This is a genomic window from Acinetobacter celticus, assembly GCF_001707755.1.
GTDB classification, from domain to species: Bacteria; Pseudomonadota; Gammaproteobacteria; order Pseudomonadales; family Moraxellaceae; genus Acinetobacter; species Acinetobacter celticus.
In genome coordinates this window covers 323334-339905 of sequence record NZ_MBDL01000008.1, presented here as the reverse complement: position 1 = coordinate 339905, position 16572 = coordinate 323334, and the positions used below count along the sequence as shown (strand labels likewise).

The 16572-nt window shown below is 40.0% G+C and carries 14 protein-coding genes, 4 tRNA genes, 1 other RNA gene and 2 pseudogenes; 10 read left to right on the top strand and 11 right to left on the bottom strand.

Going from position 1 to position 16572, the window contains the following annotated elements:
- Positions 1 to 4: 4 nt before the first annotated feature.
- From BBP83_RS05740 to BBP83_RS05715, 6 genes are all read right to left on the bottom strand, one after another.
- Positions 5 to 79, bottom strand: a tRNA-Gln gene (locus tag BBP83_RS05740).
- Between the two features lie 18 nt (positions 80 to 97).
- Positions 98 to 172: transfer RNA gene (locus BBP83_RS05735), tRNA-Gln, on the bottom strand.
- A gap of 30 nt (positions 173 to 202) precedes the next feature.
- Positions 203 to 277 (bottom strand) — tRNA-Gln (locus BBP83_RS05730).
- A gap of 1 nt (position 278) precedes the next feature.
- On the bottom strand, positions 279 to 1106 hold the full coding sequence (gene ispE, locus BBP83_RS05725; protein ID WP_068886781.1) for a 4-(cytidine 5'-diphospho)-2-C-methyl-D-erythritol kinase: 828 nt from the start codon (positions 1104 to 1106) through the stop codon (positions 279 to 281).
- 11 nt (positions 1107 to 1117) lie between these two features.
- Positions 1118 to 1699: a lipoprotein insertase outer membrane protein LolB gene (gene lolB, locus BBP83_RS05720; protein ID WP_068886437.1), complete on the bottom strand. Its 582-nt coding sequence runs from the start codon at positions 1697 to 1699 to the stop codon at positions 1118 to 1120.
- A gap of 10 nt (positions 1700 to 1709) precedes the next feature.
- On the bottom strand, positions 1710 to 3422 hold the full coding sequence (locus BBP83_RS05715) for a tetratricopeptide repeat protein (RefSeq protein ID WP_068886779.1): 1713 nt from the start codon (positions 3420 to 3422) through the stop codon (positions 1710 to 1712).
- A 78-nt stretch (positions 3423 to 3500) separates the two neighbouring features.
- Between BBP83_RS05715 and hemA the strand changes: the two genes are divergently transcribed.
- Positions 3501 to 4784 (top strand): glutamyl-tRNA reductase, encoded by a 1284-nt coding sequence (hemA, locus tag BBP83_RS05710; RefSeq protein WP_068886436.1) that lies wholly within the window; start codon positions 3501 to 3503, stop codon positions 4782 to 4784.
- A gap of 62 nt (positions 4785 to 4846) precedes the next feature.
- Here the strand turns inward: hemA and BBP83_RS05705 are convergent, their stop codons facing one another.
- Positions 4847 to 6751 carry a DNA primase gene (locus tag BBP83_RS05705; protein ID WP_068886435.1) on the bottom strand — a complete coding sequence of 635 codons (1905 nt, stop codon included), beginning with the start codon at positions 6749 to 6751 and terminating at the stop codon, positions 4847 to 4849.
- A 206-nt stretch (positions 6752 to 6957) separates the two neighbouring features.
- Positions 6958 to 7950 carry an outer membrane protein assembly factor BamD gene (locus tag BBP83_RS05700; protein ID WP_068886434.1) on the bottom strand — a complete coding sequence of 331 codons (993 nt, stop codon included), beginning with the start codon at positions 7948 to 7950 and terminating at the stop codon, positions 6958 to 6960.
- Positions 7951 to 8021: 71 nt separating this feature from the next.
- Here BBP83_RS05700 and rluD point away from each other — a divergent pair, with 71 nt between their 5' ends.
- Genes rluD through BBP83_RS05685 form a run of 3 tightly spaced genes read left to right on the top strand, consistent with a single transcriptional unit; the run spans position 8022 to position 10465 of the window.
- The gene (gene rluD / locus BBP83_RS05695) at positions 8022 to 9074 is read left to right on the top strand and encodes a 23S rRNA pseudouridine(1911/1915/1917) synthase RluD (protein ID WP_068886433.1); all 1053 of its coding nucleotides are present in this window, start codon (positions 8022 to 8024) and stop codon (positions 9072 to 9074) included.
- Positions 9075 to 9120: 46 nt separating this feature from the next.
- The gene (gene pgeF / locus BBP83_RS05690; protein ID WP_068886432.1) at positions 9121 to 9861 is read left to right on the top strand and encodes a peptidoglycan editing factor PgeF; all 741 of its coding nucleotides are present in this window, start codon (positions 9121 to 9123) and stop codon (positions 9859 to 9861) included.
- A gap of 40 nt (positions 9862 to 9901) precedes the next feature.
- Positions 9902 to 10465, top strand: coding sequence for a flavodoxin family protein (locus tag BBP83_RS05685; protein ID WP_068886431.1), 564 nt, complete (start codon positions 9902 to 9904; stop codon positions 10463 to 10465).
- 164 nt (positions 10466 to 10629) lie between these two features.
- Here the strand turns inward: BBP83_RS05685 and smpB are convergent, their stop codons facing one another.
- The gene (gene smpB / locus BBP83_RS05680) at positions 10630 to 11106 is read right to left on the bottom strand and encodes an SsrA-binding protein SmpB (RefSeq protein WP_068886430.1); all 477 of its coding nucleotides are present in this window, start codon (positions 11104 to 11106) and stop codon (positions 10630 to 10632) included.
- 137 nt (positions 11107 to 11243) lie between these two features.
- Between smpB and coaD the strand changes: the two genes are divergently transcribed.
- The 6 genes and pseudogenes from coaD to BBP83_RS15455 all read left to right on the top strand — a co-directional run.
- The gene (coaD, locus tag BBP83_RS05675; protein WP_068886429.1) at positions 11244 to 11735 is read left to right on the top strand and encodes a pantetheine-phosphate adenylyltransferase; all 492 of its coding nucleotides are present in this window, start codon (positions 11244 to 11246) and stop codon (positions 11733 to 11735) included.
- Between the two features lies 1 nt (position 11736).
- The gene (locus BBP83_RS05670) at positions 11737 to 12000 is read left to right on the top strand and encodes a YfhL family 4Fe-4S dicluster ferredoxin (RefSeq protein ID WP_068886428.1); all 264 of its coding nucleotides are present in this window, start codon (positions 11737 to 11739) and stop codon (positions 11998 to 12000) included.
- A gap of 26 nt (positions 12001 to 12026) precedes the next feature.
- An RNA gene (gene rnpB, locus BBP83_RS05665) (RNase P RNA component class A) lies at positions 12027 to 12403 on the top strand.
- A gap of 73 nt (positions 12404 to 12476) precedes the next feature.
- Positions 12477 to 12553, top strand: a tRNA-Met gene (locus BBP83_RS05660).
- 356 nt (positions 12554 to 12909) lie between these two features.
- Positions 12910 to 14637: pseudogene (locus tag BBP83_RS05655) on the top strand (type VI secretion system Vgr family protein); the annotation flags it as partial.
- Positions 14632 to 14736, top strand: a pseudogene (locus BBP83_RS15455) (hypothetical protein); the annotation flags it as partial. The pseudogenes BBP83_RS05655 and BBP83_RS15455, both read left to right, overlap by 6 nt.
- A 269-nt stretch (positions 14737 to 15005) precedes the next feature.
- Here the strand turns inward: BBP83_RS15455 and BBP83_RS05650 are convergent.
- A complete protein-coding gene (locus BBP83_RS05650; protein WP_068886427.1) occupies positions 15006 to 15638 on the bottom strand; it encodes a CatB-related O-acetyltransferase in 633 nt (210 codons plus the stop codon).
- 442 nt (positions 15639 to 16080) lie between these two features.
- Positions 16081 to 16557 carry a transcription elongation factor GreA gene (gene greA / locus BBP83_RS05645; RefSeq protein ID WP_068886426.1) on the bottom strand — a complete coding sequence of 159 codons (477 nt, stop codon included), beginning with the start codon at positions 16555 to 16557 and terminating at the stop codon, positions 16081 to 16083.
- Positions 16558 to 16572: the final 15 nt, after the last annotated feature.

Here is a 16572-nt window from a genome sequence, read left to right as displayed (position 1 = left end):
GAAATGGCAGGGGCGGCTGGATTCGAACCAACGGATGCCGAGATCAAAACCCGGTGCCTTACCACTTGGCGACGCCCCTAATGCGATGACTGTAAAATGGCAGGGGTAGCTGGATTCGAACCAACGGATGCCGAGATCAAAACCCGGTGCCTTACCACTTGGCGATACCCCTAATACAGATCATCTTACAGGTGAATTTAATTGGCAGGGGCGGCTGGATTCGAACCAACGGATGCCGAGATCAAAACCCGGTGCCTTACCACTTGGCGACGCCCCTATTAAACTTCAAAATGACATAATGGCGATTCTGCTAAACTGCTAACCAAGTAAGATTTACATGGCGCATTTTTCAGAATGTCATGAACATTCATTTTTTCATTTATCTCAACAAAAACACAAGCACCTGTACCTGTAAGCTTTGCTGTACCGAACTGATCTAAATACTGCATTGCTTCATCTACTTTAGGATATAAACTTCTTGCCACTGGCTCAAAGTTATTACCAAAATTAGATGGCGTTAGCTGATAGGCGCAAAATTTAGTAGGCTTCGTGTCTCTTGTCAATGTTTTTTGTGAAAAAAGCAGTTGAGTGCTGATAAAACAGTCAGGTTTTAGCACTATGTATTGTTTTTGATCTAAGTCTATGAATGTTAAGTGTTCACCAATTCCTTCAGCCCATGCATTGCGTCCATGAATGAAAATTGGTACATCGGCACCTAATTTGACACCTAATTCAGCCAGTTGTTCAGTATTTAAGCCACAGTGCCATAATTGATTAAGCACAATCAGTGTGGAAGCAGCATTAGACGAACCGCCACCAAGACCAGCCCCCATCGGAATGTTTTTTTCAATTTTAATTTGGACGCCACTTGGTGTTTGTGCAAAAGGCAACAGCATGAGTGCAGCGCGATAGATTAAATTTTGTTCTAATTCGACGCTTTGTAACCCATCAATGCAAATTTGATCTGAAGTTGTTTGCTTGAATTCCAACCAATCGTATAAGTCAATGAGTTGGAAAATACTTTGCAATTCATGATAGCCATTTTCACGGCGACCCGTAATATGCAGAAACAGGTTGAGTTTGGCAGGAGAGGGAACTCTGATCATATCAATTAGCACTAACGGTTCTGAATAATCATTGTAATGCGGTTTTCTTTTCCTGTTTCAAGTGCTTGCTTGAGGATGAGTTTGTTTGGCAAAGTGGCATTATTGTCGTAACTTAAGTCGACTACCCAACCATCTTCTATAATTTGCGTGGCTCGTCCGCTTTCATCTTTACTGAGCTGTGCATGTGCGGTGGCAGGTTTGGCTTGTACCCACTTGACTAAATGCGTAATGGGAGCTTGCCAACCTGTTGCGCGTTCTAGTAATTCTTCAGGCGTCGCTGCCATAATTAAACCTGTTTTGGCACTTTGCAGGCTTACTGCACCAGGTTTGCCATTAATTTGTGTTTTACCTACACCTAAAATGCCACTCAGCTCAATATCAAATTCATCTTGTTCTTGTACCCAGGTAAAAAATGCGCTACCCGATTGCTGCGGTGTGCGAACGCCAATTTTACCTTGTAAATTGAATTGATTTGGTGCTTCAACCACTGGCGTCGTTGTCTGCTCTTGCGGTTGGATATACTGCTGACAGCCTGTAAATACCAAAGTACTGGCCACAAGTGCGGAGATGCAAAATTTTGAAATGGTGCGCATAGCAGGGCTTTTAACTCTTTTTAATTTGCTGAGGTAACAATAACGTACTTAATTGATCTAACTGAGGATCATTCGGATGTTTTTGTTTGAGTTGTTGTAACACACGACTAAATTCGGGGAGATCACCTTGCATGTAAATAGAACGTGCATAACGAACGCCAATTTTTGAACTACCACTTAGTTCATATGCTTGTTTTAGCACCGCTGTTGCAGTCACAAAGTCATTTTGTAGAAAGCAAATATAGCCTAAAGTATCTAAAATAGAGGCCTGTTCAGGCGCGAACTCTAGAGCGTGCTCTACATATGTCCGTGCTTCATCTAAGCGATGGTTTTGTAAGGCTAAAGTATAAGCATACGCATTCAGGTAGGTTGGGCTATTTGGTTCAATAATCAATAAATTTTTGAGTAATTTATCGAGTTTATCGCGCTCTTGAAATGGGTCTAAAAGTAAAACTTCTGCATAAATCAGTTCAGGATCATCAGGAAGATTTTTGACGGCCTCATCTAAGAGACGAATTGCCGCTTTTTTATTGTTCATGCGTTTTAAAATATCAGCCTGCGCCAAGTAGAGAAAGCTGGCATGTTGCGGATAGTTCACCCGTTCCTGTGTTAAAAAGCGCAAGGCATCATTGAGTTTTTCTTGCTGGGCAAAAATATTCACCATATTGCGTCTAGACACGGTATATAGACTGCCATCGACCAAACGATAATAGGCTTTTGCTGTTTCAAAATGCTCTTTGCGTTCTGCGTTAACAGCCAAATAATAATAAGCTTCATTTTGATATTGTGCCGAATAACGCAATTCAACTAAATATTTTTCAGCTTTTTCATATTGTTCTAAGTCAATACTGGTGAGGCCTGCAATAAACAGAGGTTCTTCTGCTTTGGGCCATTTTTTTAAAATATCTTCTAGTTTGGTGAGGGCCAGTTCAGATTGATTGATTTTGATTAAGTATTTGGCTTCGGCTAAACGAACTTCCATATTGCTACGATGCTTTTGGCTTGATTTTTCATACCATTTTAAGGTTTCGACCTCGTTGCCAATTGCGGTAAGTAAATTGGCTTTCATTAAAATATAGCCTGTTGCTTTAGGGCGTTTTTTTAATGCGTGGTTAATGGTCGTTAGTGCTTCATTCAGTTGACCATTTTGGGCTTCTAAGCCTGCAATGAGCACCAAAATTGATGGATTATGATTTTCTTTACTGGTGCGTAGTGCACGTATTAAAAAGTCACGATCCTCTGTCGATTCAGGAGAAATACCCGCTAAAATTTGTTCCAAGTCTGCATTTGGGTCAATATTTAAAATTTTATCAAGGGTTTCTGCAGCCAACTCATATTCATGTGCTTTGAGTGCAATATGTGACAAATAGAACAAAGCAGGAACATCTTCAGGTTCCTGTACAACCCAATGCGTTGCAATGTCTAAAGCGGCTTGTAAATCGTTATGGTCTAGCGCGATGTTGAGTGCGCGCTGTTTTACAGCAGTGGAATTGCTTTTAATGGCAAGGACAGTATAGTTATGTAAAGCAGTGGGAATATCTTGATATGCAAGTGCAAACTCTGCAATCATGCTTTGTTTTATGGCATCATAGCTTGAATTTGCATGATAAACTTCTCCAAATGCTCGGACTTGAGCACTGGAAGCCATGCTACCGACCAGCAAGAATGTGGTAGAATAGTGCTTAATTGTCGCGCCGCTGAGTCGGCTATTTATTTGACGCAATTTTTCTTGATCCAAGTAATGCTTTTTATGACACCGATATTGCACAATAGCATAAATTTAGCGAAATGATGATCTGATATGTCTTTCTTTGCATTGGGTGTCAACCATCAAACCGCCTCTGTAGAATTGCGCGAAAAAATTGCATTTAACCCTGAAAAGTTAAGTGCTTTACTTGCGCAACAGAACTCGACTGCCGATTTAAACGATATGGTGGTGGTTTCTACATGTAATCGAACTGAAGTTTATGCTATGTCTGAAAATGCAGATATGGTATTAAATTGGCTTGCCCAAGCAAATCATCTTGATGTGAAACAACTGTCAAATCATGTTTATCGTTATGAAAATGCGCAAGCGGTAACACATCTTATACGGGTGTCGAGTGGTTTAGACTCGTTAATGCTGGGCGAACCGCAAATTTTGGGTCAGGTTAAAACTGCACTGACTTTAGCGAAAGAAGCTGAAACAGTTTCGCCAAATTTAAACCGAATTTTTGAATATGCCTTTTATGCGGCCAAACGTGTGCGTTCTGAAACTGCTGTGGGTAGCCATGCAGTGTCTATGGGCTATTCGGTTGCGCAATTGGCCTTACAAGTGTTTAGTAAACCTGAGCAACTGACGGTGTTAATTGTGGCTGCGGGTGAAATGAATAGCTTGGTTGCTAAGCATTTGGCAGAAATGGGTGTGGGTAAAGTCATTATCTGTAATCGAACACGTAGCCGTGCAGAAGTTCTGGCGCAGGAAATTGCACATCGTGTTGAAGTCGAAATTATTGAATTTGATGATCTTGCGAATAACCTACACCGTGCGGATGTGATTTCCAGTTGTACGGGCAGTTTGCATCAAGTGATTTACTTTAAAGATGTAAAAGTTGCGCTAAAAAAACGTCGCTATAAGCAAATGCTTTTGGTAGATTTAGCTGTACCTCGTGATATTGAGGCCAAAGTAGAAACCTTGGATGGCGTATATTTATACGGTGTCGATGATTTACAAAGTGTAATTGATGAAAACTTAGCGCAACGTCGTCAAGCTGCAGTCGAAGCAGAAGTCATGGTTAATCAGTTGGCGACTGAATTGGTAACGCAACAAAAAGTCAATTTGGCTGGGCCGACCATTCATGCCTATCGTGAACAGGGTGAATATTTAAGACAGGAAGAATTGGCTTTAGCATTGGCGCAATTACAAAAGGGCGAATCTGCTGAGCAGGTATTGCAAGAGCTTTCTTATCGCTTGACCAATAAATTATTACATCCAACGTCTATTGCGCTTCGTCATGCAGCAACAGCAGAAGACCCATCTTACTTTGAAATGTTAGAACAGGATTTAACTGAAGTTGCACAAAAACGACGTAAACCTAAAAAATAATTCAAACTAAATTTTAAATTCCATAAGCTAAAGATTGTTGCTTTGAACTGTAGATGAATATTTTATTCATCTAGCAGGGTTAATGATCTTTTTTTACCTATTTCATAAATTTTCTGTTTTAAATTACGCATTTCGGCCAGACTTGAGAACTTTTTAGATTTGATTTTTTGTTGCAAGCATTCATATTGTAGCTTGGTTGAAAAATCGGCAGCTAATTTGTCAGCTTGTTCAGGTGATGATGTGTAGTCACCAATGTTGGCATGTTCCAAAATATTTTGTAATTCATGATGATAGGAAGCACATGCACCTAAAGCATAATAGGTAGACAGTTCAGGATCATCTGGTAAATCATCAAAAATAATATTAAAAATATTTAAAATTTTGAACAGCAATAGATCTGGTGAAATCAATGCACGCAAAGGCTCAAAATGAATATACAAATAGGGATGATTGATCAAAATAGCAATCACATATTCTTCAGCATCAATTTTGGTACTAAAACTCAGTGATGCATCATTATTGACCTGCGGTTGCCATTTACGGCTAAAGCCGAGTTTTTCACGAAAATATTGCTGTAAAAGGTAGCGATAAGACCCTGTTTTAGGCAAAAGTTCCGTCAGTTGACGTAAATCACCCATCACCTGACTTTTACCTTCAGGCGACGCCACGTTGTGATTTTGTGTTAAATGAGCAAAAACAAACTCAGACAGCAAAGGCGAGGTGGCTAAAAGCCGTCTAAAGTTTTCAATCCCTTCACGTCGAATCAGTGAGTCAGGATCATGATCATTCGGGAGTACAAAAAACTTGAGTTCGCGACCATCATTGAGCAAGGGGAGAGCAATTTCTAAGGTGCGACGTGCGGCTTTTTGCCCTGCAGCATCGCCATCGAAAGCAATGGTAATACGACTGCTTTGCTTAAATAAAATATTTAAATGTTCGGTGTTGCTGGCTGTGCCTAAGGTCGCGACTGCACCTGCAATGCCATATTGCTGTAAAGCAATGACATCCATATAGCCTTCAACCATTAGCCATTCTTGGGCTTTTTGCTTACGACCTTCGTACAAGCCGTAAAGCAACTGGTTTTTATGAAAGACTTCAGAGTCGGGGGAGTTGATATATTTCGGTTTAATTTCGTCGTTTAATGCACGACCACCAAAACCAACCACACGACCTTTAGCATCGCGAATAGGAAAAATAACTCGTTCGCGCAATAAGTCAAAGTCACGGCCACTGTCACTGGTTCGAATTAAACCCAATAACTTTAAGCCACTAATATCTTGTGGAAAAGCTTTTTCTAAATGTTGCCAATCTTCTGGTGCATAGCCTAAGCGCCAGTAAGCAATGGTTTCTTTGGACAGACCACGTTGCTTAAAATATTGCTGGGCAATTTGGCTATGAGGAAGTTGGCTTTCGTAAAACTGCGCAATATTTTCCAGTAAATCGTATAAATTGCCGTCTTGGGCGGTTTGTTCTGGTGCTGTCGATTGCTCAAAAGCTGTAAATGGGTCATTGCCGTAAAAAACATCATCTTGAGCTTGGAATTCTGCAAAAGGATCATGCTCGAAAGTTGTCGACGTATTATTTTCTAGTGATGGGACGGAAGCTTCAATTTTAGTAGGTGCTTTCGGCTGTGGCGCTTCGCGTTTATATTTAAGTTTATTTGAATCTTGATTGTCTTTAGGAAGTTCAATGCCTGTTTGGCTAGACAGGTCTTTCATCACCTCAATAAAATTTCGGCTACCAACATCCATTAAAAAACGAATGGCATTACCATTGGCCTGACAACCAAAACAGTGAAAATACTGTTTGTCACGATAGACATGAAAAGAGGGCGATTTTTCCTGGTGAAACGGACAGCAACCCGAATAGGTTCGGCCTGTCTTTTTTAATTTCACAAATTGACCAATCACATCGACAATATCGGTGCGATCTAAAATTTGATCAATGGTGTGCTGAGGAATCGCCATGCTGTTTTATCAATATCATCTAAAAAATTGTTTAAAAATAGAATGCCGTTGCGGTTTTAATTGGCAAAACTGCACATAAGTTGATTGTTAGTTTGTATACCTTTTAAGCAGTCAGATCAAGCAATGCAAAATTTAGCTGAAAAGATAAAAGGGCAAGTATGATAACTTGCCCTTCATGAAAAATCGACCTTTAATGGTAGGTGATTTTATTCCACAGGTTTTGCAATGTCTGTCGATTCTGCTTTTGGACGATCTAATAGACCGAAAGATAATCGGTTGCTTAGACTACGCTTTTCATTTTCAATGTTAGTGTTTTTAACTTCAGCTTGTTCAGAGTGAGTTAAACCTTCTGCACCAAATACGCCCAGTGTAACGCGGTTGAATAAACTTCCTTCACTACGCGCAGCACGCATATTAACCGTACCGTCAGATTTTACTAGCTCTGGGTAGTTGAGTTTCAATACATTAATATATTGTTGCGACGTGGCTTTATCGCCTAGTTTGTCGTAACCATAAGCAATGGTGGCCAATGCTTCAGGAATTTGTGGTGTTTGTGGGTAGTGTTCAACCACCCAAAGTGAACGCTCAATAGCGGCTAAATATGCTTTACGTTTAATATTAAAACGCGCGGCATTCATTTCGCTTTCAGCCAGTTCTTGACCAATAAATTTCATCCGTTGCGCTGCATCTACTGCATAAGTGCTTGATGGATAACGACGAATAAAGTCTACAAAGTTTTGATAAGCCGCTTTAAGATAGCTGACATCACGGTGTGATTGCTTTAACGAAGTATAGCGTAACAAACCATCATAGTTTTGTTCCATGTTCGATACGCCACGAATATAGTAAGCATAATCTACATGTGGATGTTGCGGATTTAAACGAATAAAACGCTCTGCCTGTGCAATTGCGGCTTCATAGTCTTTTTGCTGAAATTTTACATACAATAATTCCAATTGTGCCTGTGTTGCATAGTCGCCTGTTGGATAGTAAGTTTCTAAGGCTTCTAAATGTTTAGCCGCGTCAGTATATTGATGACGATCAAGCGCTTTTTTTGCTTTTTCTATATAAACTTGTTCGCTGGATTGCGGACCAGTATCGACCACATCTTTTTTTGGATTGCTACTACAACCCGCCATTGCTGTTGCAATGCCAAGGGTTAGCGCAAGCATTGTCATTTTATAATGCGGTAGCGACATAAAAATTCCTCTGTTAATACTGGCAATGAGCTACAATTACACTATTAAACCACTTTTGCCTGAATGATCAAATGACTCAAGCACAATCTTCTAATGCAACACTCCCTGAAACTGATTTCAACTTACTTGAAGATTCAGAGGAAGCAGATAACCATAATTCAGACGCAACTGCAACACGTTTATCGTTGCAATTTCAACTGGATGAAAGCTTTTTAGGGCAGCGAATTGATCAAGTTGCAGCCATAGTATGGCCTGACTTTTCGCGTGAAAAACTTAAACAGTGGCTAAAAGACGGCCATTTGTTAGTAAATGGTAACAGCGTAAAGCCAAAGTATAAATCTGAGGGCAATGAGTTACTCACCTTAGATGTTGAACTGGAACCGCAAACCACAAGTATGCCTGAAGATATTCCTTTAGATATTATCTATGAAGATAATGATCTTATGGTGATTAATAAGCCTGTTGGTATGGTCGTACATCCAGGGGCTGGTAATATTACCGGAACTTTGGTTAATGCAATTTTATTTCATTATCCTAAATCTGTTGAGCTGGCGCGTGCAGGTTTGGTACACCGTATTGATAAAGACACTTCGGGTTTATTGGTTATTGCCAAAAATCTTGAAGCGCAATTTGCATTAAGCAAACAACTGGCTAAAAAAACCGTTTACCGTGTTTATGACTTAATTGCTTATGGTGCCATTATTGCAGGTGGCACAATTGATGAGCCAATTAAACGTCATCCTGTTGATCGTACTAAAATGGCTATTTTGCCAGGCGGTAAAGACGCGGTAACGCACTACAATGTGAAAGAGCGTTTTCAGCATTTCACGCGTATTCAAGCGCGTTTAGAAACTGGACGTACTCACCAAATTCGTGTGCACTTTAGTTATCTTGGTCATGGCCTTGTGGGTGACCAAGTCTACATGAACCGTGTACGTGTCCCAGCTGGTGCCTCTGAACTTTTGACAGACACCTTGCGTGGCTTTAAACGTCAGGCCCTGCATGCGGCCAAATTGGGTCTAGTGCATCCGCGTACAGGTGAAGAAATGATGTTTGAAGCGCCTTGGCCAGATGATTTGACACATTTGGTTGAGGTTCTACGTACTGAAAATAAAACCTATTAATGTCCAATCTGTTAGTTGATATGATTCATTTTTAAAGGAATATGACATGCAATTTGTTCAAGGGTTACCGAAAGGAATTTATGTTGGACAGACCCAAGTACACCATGAAAAAACCTTAGCGACTAAAACACCAGAGTTAGCGGGTTTTAACTTGGCATTGCATGTAAATGATGATTCGCAACGTGTCCAACAACATCGTATGGCATTGTTGGAAGAGTTTTCCTGCTATGGCGTTCAAAAAGTTACTTGGATGACACAGACCCACAGCACCATTTGCCACACCATTAATGCAGAAATTCCTTTTAATGCATTAGAGGGTGATGGCTTGGTCACACAAACTGCGGGTCATGCCTTAATGATGATGACTGCCGATTGTTTGCCTGTGGTTTTGGGTAATGCAGAAGGCACTGAAATTGCTAATTTGCATGCGGGTTGGCGCGGATTGGCTAACGGTATTATTGAAACCACCATTGAAACCATGCAAAGCCCACCTGCTTGGGCGTGGTTAGGTGCTGCGATATGTCAGGACAGTTTTGAGATTGGTGCAGAAGTTAAACAAGCCTTCTGCACAAAATATCCTGAATTAGACCGTGCATTTAAGGTGGGTATTAAAGCCGATAAGTTTTATGCAGACTTATATGCCATTGCACGTTATATCCTTGCATTACAGGGGGTAAAAACAGTATTGGGTGGCGATCAATGCTCTTATTTACAAGCTAAAGATTATTTTTCTTATCGTCGCGCCCCTAAAACTGGGCGTATGGCGACATTCGTTTTCATGGCATGAAAATGCTAAACTTGACTGAATCTGTAGATTTTTAATTCCTATGTCTTTAAGTGCGTCTTTATCCAAAAAATCTCTCGCAATTGTTTATCATAGTCCGTACGGACATACAGCAAAGGTCGCGTCTTTTATTGCTCAAGGTGCGACGCAAGTTGGTGTGCAAGTACATTGCATGAATATTGAACATATAGATTGGGATGTTCTGGATCAATCGAATGCCATTGTATTTGGTTGTCCAACCTATATGGGAAGTCTTACTTCTGGTTTGAAACTGTTCATGGAGCAATCTTCCAAACGTTGGTTAGCGCGAACATGGCAAGGCAAACTTGCGGCAGGGTTTACCAATGGTGGCGGTTTAAGTGGTGATAAACTGGCGGTATTACAGCAAATTAATTTATTTGCCATGCAACACGGCATGCTGTGGGCGGGTTTACCCATGATGCCGACGGGACGTGGGACGGAAGATTTAAACCGTATGTCGAGCTTTTTAGGTTTGATGACACAGTCTGATAATGCTCCTGCTGAAATTACCCCACCCAAAGGTGATCTTGATACAGCGCTTTGGTTTGGTGAATACCTTGCTTTGATGTTGAATAGAATTCAATAACGTGTAAGTCAGCTTATATGTATAGTTTAAAAAATTTAAATGAGTGCAGTGGCTAAGCATTGATCGAGTCATTGAAAATTTTCATAAAATGATGATGACAATTTGAAGTTTTTTTCGCGCATGCAATAAAAAAACCCCCATATGGAGGTTTTTTTATGACGGCATTATTTATGAAAAATACGAGCTTTATCACGTTGCCAGTCACGGTCTTTTTCAGTTGCACGTTTATCATGCAACTGTTTACCTTTAACCAAAGCAATTTCCAATTTGGCTAAACGGCCTTTCCAGTAGCAGGCTAAAGGCACACACGAATAACCTTTTTGCTCGACTGAACCCATTAATTTTTCAAGTTCACGCTTACTGAGTAAAAGTTTACGTGTGCGACGTGCTTCAGGCACAATATGTGTAGATGCACTAAGCAACGGTTGCACTTGAGCACCGAATAAATAAGCCTCACCATTTTTAAAGGTAATATAGCTTTCACTTAAGGTCATACGACCTGCACGAAGCGATTTAACTTCCCAGCCTTGCAAAGAAAGTCCAGCTTCAAATTTCTCTTCAATAAAATAATCGTGACGGGCACGCTTGTTTTGAGCAATGGTTCCGCCAGTATTTTTTTTAACTACAGTGACTTTCGACATAATCAGAAACTTCCAAAGTTATAACTATTGTACCCGAACTTGAAGATAGGGGAAGTTTTTAAATTAATGGAGTTTCTTCAACATAAAACAAGAGTTTGCTAAAATAAGGTTCTACAAAATAAACAGAGTACAAATGGATGTCTAAAACTCGCGTAATTTATCCGGGCACATTCGATCCAATTACCAATGGACACATTGATTTAGTTACCCGTGCATCAAGAATGTTTGATGAAGTTGTGGTTGCAATTGCTATTGGTCACCATAAGAATCCTGTGTTTAGCCTAGATGAGCGGGTAGAGCTAGCCAAAAACTCCTTGAGCCATTTGTCCAATGTGGAGTTTGTAGGTTTTGATGGTCTACTGGTAAACTTCTTTAATGAACAGAAAGCAACTGCAGTTTTGCGTGGGTTGCGCGCCGTATCTGATTTCGAATATGAATTTCAGTTAGCCAATATGAACCGTCGACTCGATTCAAAATTTGAAGCGGTATTTTTAACGCCGTCAGAGCAATATTCTTTTATTTCATCTACATTAGTACGTGAAATTGCACGTTTAAATGGTGATGTCACACAGTTTGTACCACAAGCTGTCGTGGAAGCCTTTAAACGGAAACAACAACAAGGCTGGTAGCGTGTCTTTATATATTACTGATGAATGCATCAATTGTGATGTTTGTGAACCTGTTTGCCCCAACGAGGCAATTTATATGGGCGAATCTATTTATGAGATTCACCCAGATTTATGCACCGAATGTGTGGGGCATCACGATCAACCGCAGTGTCAATTATTTTGTCCTGTGGACTGCATACCACTCGATCCGAATCATGCAGAAACACAAGATGAACTGATGCAAAAGTATGAAAAACTAATTGCTCAAAAAACATCAAGCAATTAGTTCAGAAGTTTGATAAAATGCGCCCCGAAGTGAGCCAGACGATCGCTGCTGTGGAAATCTCCGTGATTGAAGCAGGGGAGGAAAGTCCGGGCTTCATAGGGCAGGGTGCCAGGTAACGCCTGGGCGGCGAAAGCCGACGGCAAGTGCAGCAGAGAGTAGACCGCCTTCATTATGTTTCCAAGCAATTGGAATCGGAGGTAAGGGTGAAAGGGTGCGGTAAGAGCGCACCGCGTGTCTGGCAACAGTTCACGGCAAGGTAAACCCCACCAGAAGCAAGACCAAATAGGGATCCTGAGGCACGGCCCGTGCTGGATCCGGGTAGGTCGCTTGAGCGTACGAGTGATTGTACGCCTAGAGGAATGATCGTTCACGACAGAACCCGGCTTATCGGCTCACTTCACTAAATTTTGATCAATTAAGCGCATTATATACTTGACGGTTTTTAAATAAACCCACATAATGCGCGCACAAGTTTTGGCTATGTAGCTCAGTTGGTTAGAGCACCGCACTCATAATGCGGGGGTCACAGGTTCAAGTCCCGTCATAGCCACCATTTTTATAGACCACGTTCCAAAACGTGGTCTTTTTTTATTTAAAATAAATAAAATGATGATAATTGGAAGAAAGACCGCTGTAATTTTTCGATCTATGGGCACTATTTAATTTTTCATTCTGCAACAATTAACAGTTTGTCAGATCGTTCAGAACAAAATCGCATGATTTAAAATATTAATGATCACTCAAATGTCAAAAAAGGACTAGTCTGGTTAATGTATCATTAGAATTATTGAAGGTTTTTGGTCGAATTAAAATAAAAAATGCCTGATAGTGTTTGAGTATGTAGCTTCATTTTTGTTAAAATTATTTTAAATAATGAATAAAAAATATTAAAAATAAGGTCATAAAATAATGTTCAATAATATTTTTGGCATTCTGGAGCAATTTGGCTTTGGAACACAAAAACGTGCGATTAGTATTCAATTTTCAAATTTAGCACTTGATTCACAAATTATGTTGCAACGCATTGATGGTCATCATGGCATCAATGATGGATTGTCAGCAGAACTTATCTGTTTATCGACGCATCCATTCATCGAACTCAAACAATTCATTGGCTGTCAGGTGGCAGTGGATCAAGTGACAGATTCAAGTCAGTTGTTTAGAGCGACAGGAATTGTTACAAGTGCAAGCCAAGGTCAATCAGATGGTGCTTTTAGTCTTTATCGCTTAACGATGCAAGACCCAACGAGCTTATGACATAAGCGACGCAATAGTCGCGTATTTATGAATAAAAGCATTGTGGAAATTTGCGAAGTTATTTTTAAGGAGTGGCAATCTAAAAGTTCATTGTTTACTTCAAGTTTAAAACTAGATACTAGTGGCTTAACCAAAACTTATAATGTTCGCCCTTTTTCAATGCAATCGAATGAATCAGATTATGCTTATTTGACGAGATTAATGCGTGAAGAGGCAATAAATTGGCTGGTAGACGAGTCCAAATATATAGTTGCAAGCAATAGTGAAAATATTGAACCACAACAATTACGCCTAATTAGATGACAATACTCAATTCAAAGCCATTGAGCGTAGAAATATTCGATATCACCGTAGCAATGCCACAGAGCAATATGACAGCATCACCAGTTTTATTGCACAACGCCAGCTACAATCGACAGCAATACATGTTCAACGTTGGCAAGCAGAAGTCTAAGTCAAGAAGATGCCAGTGGCTCCGTGCTAAGTTCACATCAGCCCAGTTCACAACGAGATAATGAAAGTCTCAGTCTGGAACAAGCTTGGAACGTTTCACCTGCATGGATTCGTGATCTTAAATATGAAGATCAGGCGACGACTTCAGGCAATGAGCAACTTCATAAACTGAACAATCACCTTAATCAATACCAAGCGTTGCAAGCTAAATATTTTACAGCGCATAGCAGTGTGCGTGATATTCAAGTCGGGTATTGGTTTCAGCTTGTGGAGCATCCTGAGCTAGATAAAAATCATAGTGGTAGTGATAAAGAATTTCTCATACTCAATAAGCACTTTTACAATCAAAATAATCTTCCCAAAGACATTCAAAACCAAGTTGAAAAACTACTTACTCTTAGTCATTGGCAAACCAATAAAGACAGTGATGAAGAGCGTCAAGCCAATGAACTCAATGTCGTACGTCGAAGTATCAATATTGTCCCTGAATATGATCCATTGGTGCACCGTCCGACCGCATATGTACAACGAGCCAAAGTCACCACAGATGGAGAAGAAATTCATGTCGATGAATGGGGAAGGATAAAAGTCCGATTCTTGTTTACTCGAACTGAAGACCATTCCCATGATGGTGGTGCGGGTTCAAATGACAATGACAATGACACTGACTCAGCATGGGTGGATGTGCTTACCCCTTGGGCAGGCGAAGGTTATGGCGCACGGTTCTTACCACGTAAAGATGAGATCGTCGTCATCGACTTCTTTGATGGCAACATTGATCGCCCATTCGTGACAGGTCGTATTCATGAAGCACGGCGAAATCCGACCCAGTTTGATCTTAAAGGACAATTGCTGGACACTAAAAAACTCAGCGGTATCCGTTCGAAAGAAGTCGGTGGCGAAGGTTATAACCAATTGAGATTTGATCATCAAGGTTTTTATAATAATACGCATGTGCGCCGATCGGTTTTGTACTCAATTGTCAGAATAATCAAAGAAAAAAATATTAATCCTACATTTAGATGATACTCAGCTAGGACAGAAGAGTAGCTTATATTTTGTATATTAACCTGAATCCTGCTTAAGAAGGTAAGATCATTCATCTTGAGACAGATTTGCTATTTTGATTATAAAAATCTATGATCTGATCGCATTAAAATTGGATTCAAATGAGCCAGAAAATTACAATTATTTCATGATTTTAAAGAAAAAACCTTATCAGCAATTCTAGTTAACTGCTCATCTACATCAGATAACGCTTACCTAAAAGAAAAAATCAATGAGCAATCTTATTTCTATTGAAAGGCTAGCGGGTCAAAGTATTCGATTAATTGAGCAACATCATCCGTTTGCAATTGTTCACGCATTTTTAAAAACTGCTTTTCATCTAAGTCATACAGTTTAAGTGCAAGCAGTTTTTCTATGTCTGTTTCAGAAAAGCGATATTTAATAATTTTGGCAGGGACACCACCTACAACTGCATAAGGTGGTACATCTTTTGTCACAACGGCACCTGTTGCGACCACAACGCCTTCGCCAAGTGTTACACCTTGCATAATCATGGCGCGGGAGCCAATCCAGCAACCATCGCCAATGATTGTGTCGCCAGCAGGAACGAAACTACGGGTATCGAATGGAAAGGCTGAAATCCAGTCGGTACGATGCAATTGGTTGCCACCCATCATAATGACGCATTCAGCACCTAAACAGACAAAGTTGCCGATGTGTAGCTGATCTATCGGTTTTTCTGCTGTAGCAGGCTTATCATGTAGATATCGCACCACACAGCGTTCAAAACCTTGATCCCAATAAGCTGAATAATATGAATAATTGCCTTTAATATGGATATTCGGATTCTTCACTGTTTTAGAAATGAATTCAAATTCACACCAATGTTTTACAGGGGAATTAATCAATTTTTCAGACATAAAAATACAGTGTAAAGAGCGCTTTTAAGATTATAGCGTATTTGCGCAATGCTTTCGCCATTGTAGAGGTTGGTGCTGTCGTGGTTTACAGTTATAAGCCAAAAATAGTTGAGTAATAAGAAGCTATTTATCTAAAAAAATTCCAAAATGCTCTGAACCCATATGGGGCTAGATTGGGAAATAAGAAACTGCAAAGTGCTGAAAGGGGGGGGGATTGAGATAATTTGTGTAGTATTCGTTTGCGTACTGACATAAAAAGACCAAAAAATAGCAATCATGACACCCAAGAACACACCGCCAAAAGCAGAGTAAAAAGTTTGTATGAGACGATCATTCATTGGTTCTAATTCTTTGTTTTTATTGAGTTAATTATAATCTAAGGAATCAAAAAAATACAAAAAAACCCCTCAAAAGAGGGGCTTCAAGATTGAATCTTTAACTTTTAAAGATATTCAACTTTCACAATTTCGTATTCAACTTCACCATTTGGTGTTTGAATTTTTGCTTCATCGCCTTCATTTTTACCCAAAAGACCACGTGCAATCGGTGAGTTTACAGAGATTTTATTGATTTTGAAGTCTGCTTCATCATCGCCAACAATCTTATACGTCTTTTTTTCTTCTGTGTCTAAGTTTTCAATGGTTACAGTTACACCAAAAACAACACGGCCATTTTGCTCAAGGGTTTTAATATCAATTTCTTGAACTGCGCCCAATTTGCCTTCAATATCTTGAATACGGCCTTCACAGAAACCTTGTTGCTCGCGAGCAGCATGGTATTCTGCATTTTCTTTCAAATCCCCATGTTCACGTGCTTCTGCAATTGCTGCAATAATACGCGGACGATCAACCGACTTAAGTTGAAGTAATTCTTTCTCTAAGGCAATTTTGCCTTCAGGTGTCATAGGATAACGTTTCATTGTTGTCCCTCACAG

Coding starts and splice junctions, on each gene's coding strand:
- lolB (WP_068886437.1), bottom strand. CDS start 1,699: ATGCGCACCATTTCAAAATTTTGCATCTCCGCACTTGTGGCCAGTACT.
- BBP83_RS05650 (WP_068886427.1), bottom strand. CDS start 15,638: ATGTCTGAAAAATTGATTAATTCCCCTGTAAAACATTGGTGTGAATTT.
- ispE (WP_068886781.1), bottom strand. CDS start 1,106: ATGATCAGAGTTCCCTCTCCTGCCAAACTCAACCTGTTTCTGCATATT.
- greA (WP_068886426.1), bottom strand. CDS start 16,557: ATGAAACGTTATCCTATGACACCTGAAGGCAAAATTGCCTTAGAGAAA.
- pgeF (WP_068886432.1), top strand. CDS start 9,121: ATGCAATTTGTTCAAGGGTTACCGAAAGGAATTTATGTTGGACAGACC.
- coaD (WP_068886429.1), top strand. CDS start 11,244: ATGTCTAAAACTCGCGTAATTTATCCGGGCACATTCGATCCAATTACC.
- BBP83_RS05705 (WP_068886435.1), bottom strand. CDS start 6,751: ATGGCGATTCCTCAGCACACCATTGATCAAATTTTAGATCGCACCGAT.
- smpB (WP_068886430.1), bottom strand. CDS start 11,106: ATGTCGAAAGTCACTGTAGTTAAAAAAAATACTGGCGGAACCATTGCT.
- hemA (WP_068886436.1), top strand. CDS start 3,501: ATGTCTTTCTTTGCATTGGGTGTCAACCATCAAACCGCCTCTGTAGAA.
- BBP83_RS05685 (WP_068886431.1), top strand. CDS start 9,902: ATGTCTTTAAGTGCGTCTTTATCCAAAAAATCTCTCGCAATTGTTTAT.
- BBP83_RS05700 (WP_068886434.1), bottom strand. CDS start 7,950: ATGTCGCTACCGCATTATAAAATGACAATGCTTGCGCTAACCCTTGGC.
- rluD (WP_068886433.1), top strand. CDS start 8,022: ATGACTCAAGCACAATCTTCTAATGCAACACTCCCTGAAACTGATTTC.